This is a genomic window from Rhizobium sp. BK049 (genome assembly GCF_014193135.1).
In the GTDB taxonomy this organism is placed as follows: domain Bacteria; phylum Pseudomonadota; class Alphaproteobacteria; order Rhizobiales; family Rhizobiaceae; genus Rhizobium.
The window spans coordinates 1-3,952 of record NZ_JACHYV010000060.1 but is presented as its reverse complement, the minus strand read 5'-3'; the positions used below and the strand labels follow the sequence as shown (position 1 = coordinate 3,952).

The following is a 3,952-nucleotide window of genomic DNA, read 5'->3' as shown; positions in this document are numbered from 1 at the left end:
CGGGCCGATGAGGCCTAAAGCAGCACACACGACAGAATGAAAACTGTCAGGTATCATCCCGGTCCAAAATGTCGATCATCAACCCGGTCGTTCATGACACCCTCATCCCCGCGATCCCACAGAAGCAAAAAAACCTTCCGGGCTCTCCACCTCCACCAGCCGCTTCTTCTCGATCAGCCAGAAGCGGTTTCCCACTGCCCGCACGAAACTGCGGTCGTGCGATACCAGCAGGCAGCTCGCCTCCTGCGCCATCAGCTCATTCTCCAGCGCTTCCTGTCCTTCGATATCGAGATGGTTGGTGGGCTCGTCGAGCAGGTAGAAGTTCGGCTCCGTCAGCCTGAGCACCAGCATGCCGAGCCGTGCCTTCTGGCCGCCGGAAAGCTGGCCGATCGGTTTTGCCTGCATATCGATCGTCATGCCGGCCCCGGCGAGCAACGCCCGCGCCCGCTGGTCGCCGACATCGAAGCGGCGGATGATCATGCCGATCGGCGTATCCTTGTCGGCAAGATCGGCAAGCGTCTGGTCGCCATAGCCGAGAACCAGTGATGGCGTCGCCTTGATCCCATCCTGCCCGGCCTCCGGTCTCTCGACCGCCTGTTTCAGCATCGACACCAGCCGTGACTTACCGGCGCCGTTGAGCCCGAGCAACACGATGCGGTCGCCTTGGCAGATGAACTGACGACCGGTCTTGAACAGCAGCGTCCCGTCCGGCGTCGTCACCGCCGCGTCTTCCAGTGTCACCAGCACCTTGGCATGAGTGCCGCGGTTGGCAAGCCGGATGGCGCCGGCCGAACGTTCGAGATGCGCCGGTCTTGCCGCATCTTCCAGCTTCTCCGCCCGCTGCTTCAGCTGCTTCGTCTTGACGACGAGCAGGTCGCTGCCGGAATTGATGCCGATATTGTTAAGCTTGGCCGCCTGCTTGCGCAATTGTTCCGCCGCCTTCATGTCGCGCTCGAAACGCCGCGCCTCCGAGGCGTCGATCTCGTCGAGGGCCGCGCGTGCCCTGCTATAGGGGAGCGCAAAGGCCGGCGATTGCTCCGGCCGCAGGAACAACGTCCGGTTGGTCGTCGCATCGAGAAAGGCGCGGTCATGGCTGGAGAGAATGACCGGCACCTCGCGCGGCAGCGCATTCAGCCAGCTTTCCAGCTGCGCGATCCTTTCGAGATCGAGATGGTTGGTCGGTTCGTCGAGCAGAAGCACGTCAGGCTCGCTGACCCAGCTGCGGGCAAGCATCGCAAGCCGCTGCCAGCCGCCGCTCAATTGCTTCAGCGGCCGGCCGCGCATGACCTCCGGCACCTCGAGCGATTCCAACACGACGTCGACGCGCCAGCTCTCGCTTTCGGCCTGATCGGCCGGCAGCGCCTGCAGCACCGCATCATAAAACGGCGTATCGAAAAGTGCAGCCGGCACATTCTGCGCGACGTGGCCGATCGTCAGCCCGCGAGCCTTGGTGATCTCGCCCGCGCTCGGCTCCAGCGCGCCGGTGATGCAGGCAAGCAGGGTGGATTTCCCGCGCCCGTTGGCGGCGACGAGGCCAATGCGGTCGCCTGAATTGACGACGAGATTGAGGTTGGAAAACAGCGGCTTGCTCAGCGTCACGCCGAGATTGTGCATATTGATGAGGGTCATATTCGTTCTCTGGTCCTGACCGGGAGCAGACGAAATCGGTGGCATCAGGCCATCACGGATTGCGTCTTTCGCGCCCGGGATAAAGGGAATGCGCGCAGTCATCTGACGGCGGCGCATCGGCCACAAAGGGCAGACCAGGAAGAGGTATAAAAGCGTCTCTGGTCAGCCCTGCAAACGCATTTGCAGGGCGTCGACGGGACCACGCTGGCGATGATGCCGGAAATAATACTGCATAGCGTGATCCTCCTTTCTCGAAAGGGTTGCAGGGCAGAAATATCATTGCCCGAAAGAAGAGGCAAGCGAGCCGCAGTCACCTCAGCAAGAGGGACGTTGGAGGATTCCGCGCTCTCACAGGCCGGCGAGGATGGAGAGGTGCCGCCGCTGGGGAAGGGCATTGCTGCTCCCCCTAAATCACCCACCTACACCGCCGCCCGGCAATTCCAGCCGCCGGGTTATGCCGATGTTTTCGAGAAACGTCTCGTCGTGACTGACGACGATCAGCGCCCCGTCATAGGCGATGAGACCCGCCTCGACCGCAGATATCGAGTCGATGTCGAGATGGTTGGTCGGCTCGTCGAGGATCAGCAGCGGCGGTGGTGCGGCGCCGAGTGTGCAGGCAAGGCCGGCGCGCAGCAACTGGCCGCCGCTGAGCGTCGAGACCGTCTGCAGCGCCGCATCGGCCCTGAACATGAAGCGGGCCAGCGCAGCCCGACAGGTGTTTTCATCGGCTTGCGGGTTGATCCGGCGGAAATTGTCGCGGATCGAGGCTGACGGATCGAGAAGGCTAACCTTCTGATCGAGCATGGCGAAACCGGTCATTATCGAGACGGTGCCGGCCCGGGACTTGAGCTCGCCGGTGATTAGCGCGAGCAGTGTCGTCTTGCCCGAACCGTTCGGTCCGGTGATGGCAATACGTTCCGGTCCCGTCACGTCGAATGACAGATCGTCGATGACGGGTTCATCTGGCTGATAGCCTGCCGTCACGCCGTCGATCTTCAGCACGATCTTGCTGGCCGGCAGCCCCGTCGCCGGCAGGCTCACCGACAATGGCTGCAGGATCTCGATCTTCTCGCGCGCCGCCTTTGCCTCTTCGAGCACCCGGGTGCGCCGTCTTTCGGCAAGACGCGCATTGTCGCCGCCGGTGGTTTCGCTTCGCTCCTTCATGCCGCCGAGCATGATGCGCGGGATGCCGCCCTTGGTGGCCATTTTTCGCCCGGCGCTGTCCCTGTGTGCCTGACGCTCCACGGTCGCCTGCGCCTTCCTGGCGACCTCCGCCATGCGCCTTTCGGCATCGGCAAGATCATGCCGGGCGGCCGCAAGCTCGAGCGCCTTGCGCTCGCGGTAATGGCTCCAGTTGCCGCCGTAGCGTGTCGCGCCAAGCGACGTCAGTTCGACGATCTGATCGACGCTTTCGAGCAGTTCCCGGTCATGGCTGACGATGACGGCGCCGGCCCGCCAGCCTGAAATCAACGCGATCACCGCCGCGCGGCCGTCGCGATCGAGATTGTTGGTGGGTTCGTCGAGCAGGAGGAAATCCGGCTCGCTGAAGATGAGCGCGGCAAGCGCCGCACGTGTGCGCTGCCCGCCGGAGAGTGCGGCAAGCGGCGTCTCCGGCTCCGCGTCGAGTCCCGTTCGGTTGAGCGCGGTTGCGATGCGTGCCTCCAGCGACCAGTCCGCCGAGGCAACCTCGTCGGCCGTTGCCGCGCCGGCTTCGGCACGACGCAGAAGTGCGAGCGCCGCGGCCACGCCGAAGAGATCGGCGATGGTTTCGTCGGCCGCAACCTGAACGCTCTGGCGCAGCATGCCGAGGCTGCCGCTGATCGATATCGATCCCGACTGCGGCCGAATATCGCCGGAGATAAGCTTCAGCAGCGTCGTCTTGCCGACGCCGTTGCGTCCGATAAGACCGCTGCGGTCCCTGCCGAAACTGAAATCGAGATCGGAAAAAAGCGGCCGCCCGTCAGGCGTGGCCCAGGAAATTTGCGAGAGAGTGATGGATGCAGACATCGATATGGATTTCCCCGTTGGCAAGGCGAACTGGCATTGCGATCGGGTTGAAATCCATTGCTGCACACATCCTGTTGAAATGGTCGATGGCGGGGAATTTAGGGGAGGAAGGCGTTGGGTTCAAGGCAAAGTGGCGATTCTGCATTCTTTCAAGCAGACCTGATGGCTGCCCCTCACCCTAACCCTCTCCCCGTAAACGGGGCGAGGCGACGTGCCACGCGAGCGGGGAGCAACCATGTTTAATTCTTGCGGTGTTGTGGCGTCCATTCGGTCTTGCGAAAGAGGATTGTGTTGGCGAGAACGATGAGTTTTCGGG

At 62.9% G+C, this 3,952-nt stretch carries 3 protein-coding genes; 1 reads left to right on the top strand and 2 read right to left on the bottom strand.

Annotated features, from left to right (window positions below):
• Positions 1–102: 102 nt before the first annotated feature.
• Positions 103–1,629, bottom strand: a complete 1,527-nt coding sequence (locus FHT70_RS29920) for an ABC-F family ATP-binding cassette domain-containing protein (RefSeq protein WP_183706735.1) — start codon at positions 1,627–1,629, stop codon at positions 103–105.
• Positions 1,630–2,040: 411 nt separating this feature from the next.
• Entirely contained in the window at positions 2,041–3,636 is a 1,596-nt protein-coding gene (locus FHT70_RS29915; RefSeq protein WP_183706734.1) for an ABC-F family ATP-binding cassette domain-containing protein, read from the bottom strand.
• Here FHT70_RS29915 and FHT70_RS29910 point away from each other — a divergent pair.
• Positions 3,623–3,799: a hypothetical protein gene (locus FHT70_RS29910; RefSeq protein ID WP_176536312.1), complete on the top strand. Its 177-nt coding sequence runs from the start codon at positions 3,623–3,625 to the stop codon at positions 3,797–3,799. The two genes, FHT70_RS29915 and FHT70_RS29910, sit on opposite strands and share 14 nt — an antisense overlap.
• The last annotated feature ends 153 nt before the right edge of the window (positions 3,800–3,952 follow it).

Excerpts from the sequence above, each read along its gene's own strand:
- FHT70_RS29920 (WP_183706735.1), bottom strand. The coding sequence starts at position 1,629 with ATGACCCTCATCAATATGCACAATCTCGGCGTGACGCTGAGCAAGCCG.
- FHT70_RS29910 (WP_176536312.1), top strand. The coding sequence starts at position 3,623 with ATGGATGCAGACATCGATATGGATTTCCCCGTTGGCAAGGCGAACTGG.
- FHT70_RS29915 (WP_183706734.1), bottom strand. The coding sequence starts at position 3,636 with ATGTCTGCATCCATCACTCTCTCGCAAATTTCCTGGGCCACGCCTGAC.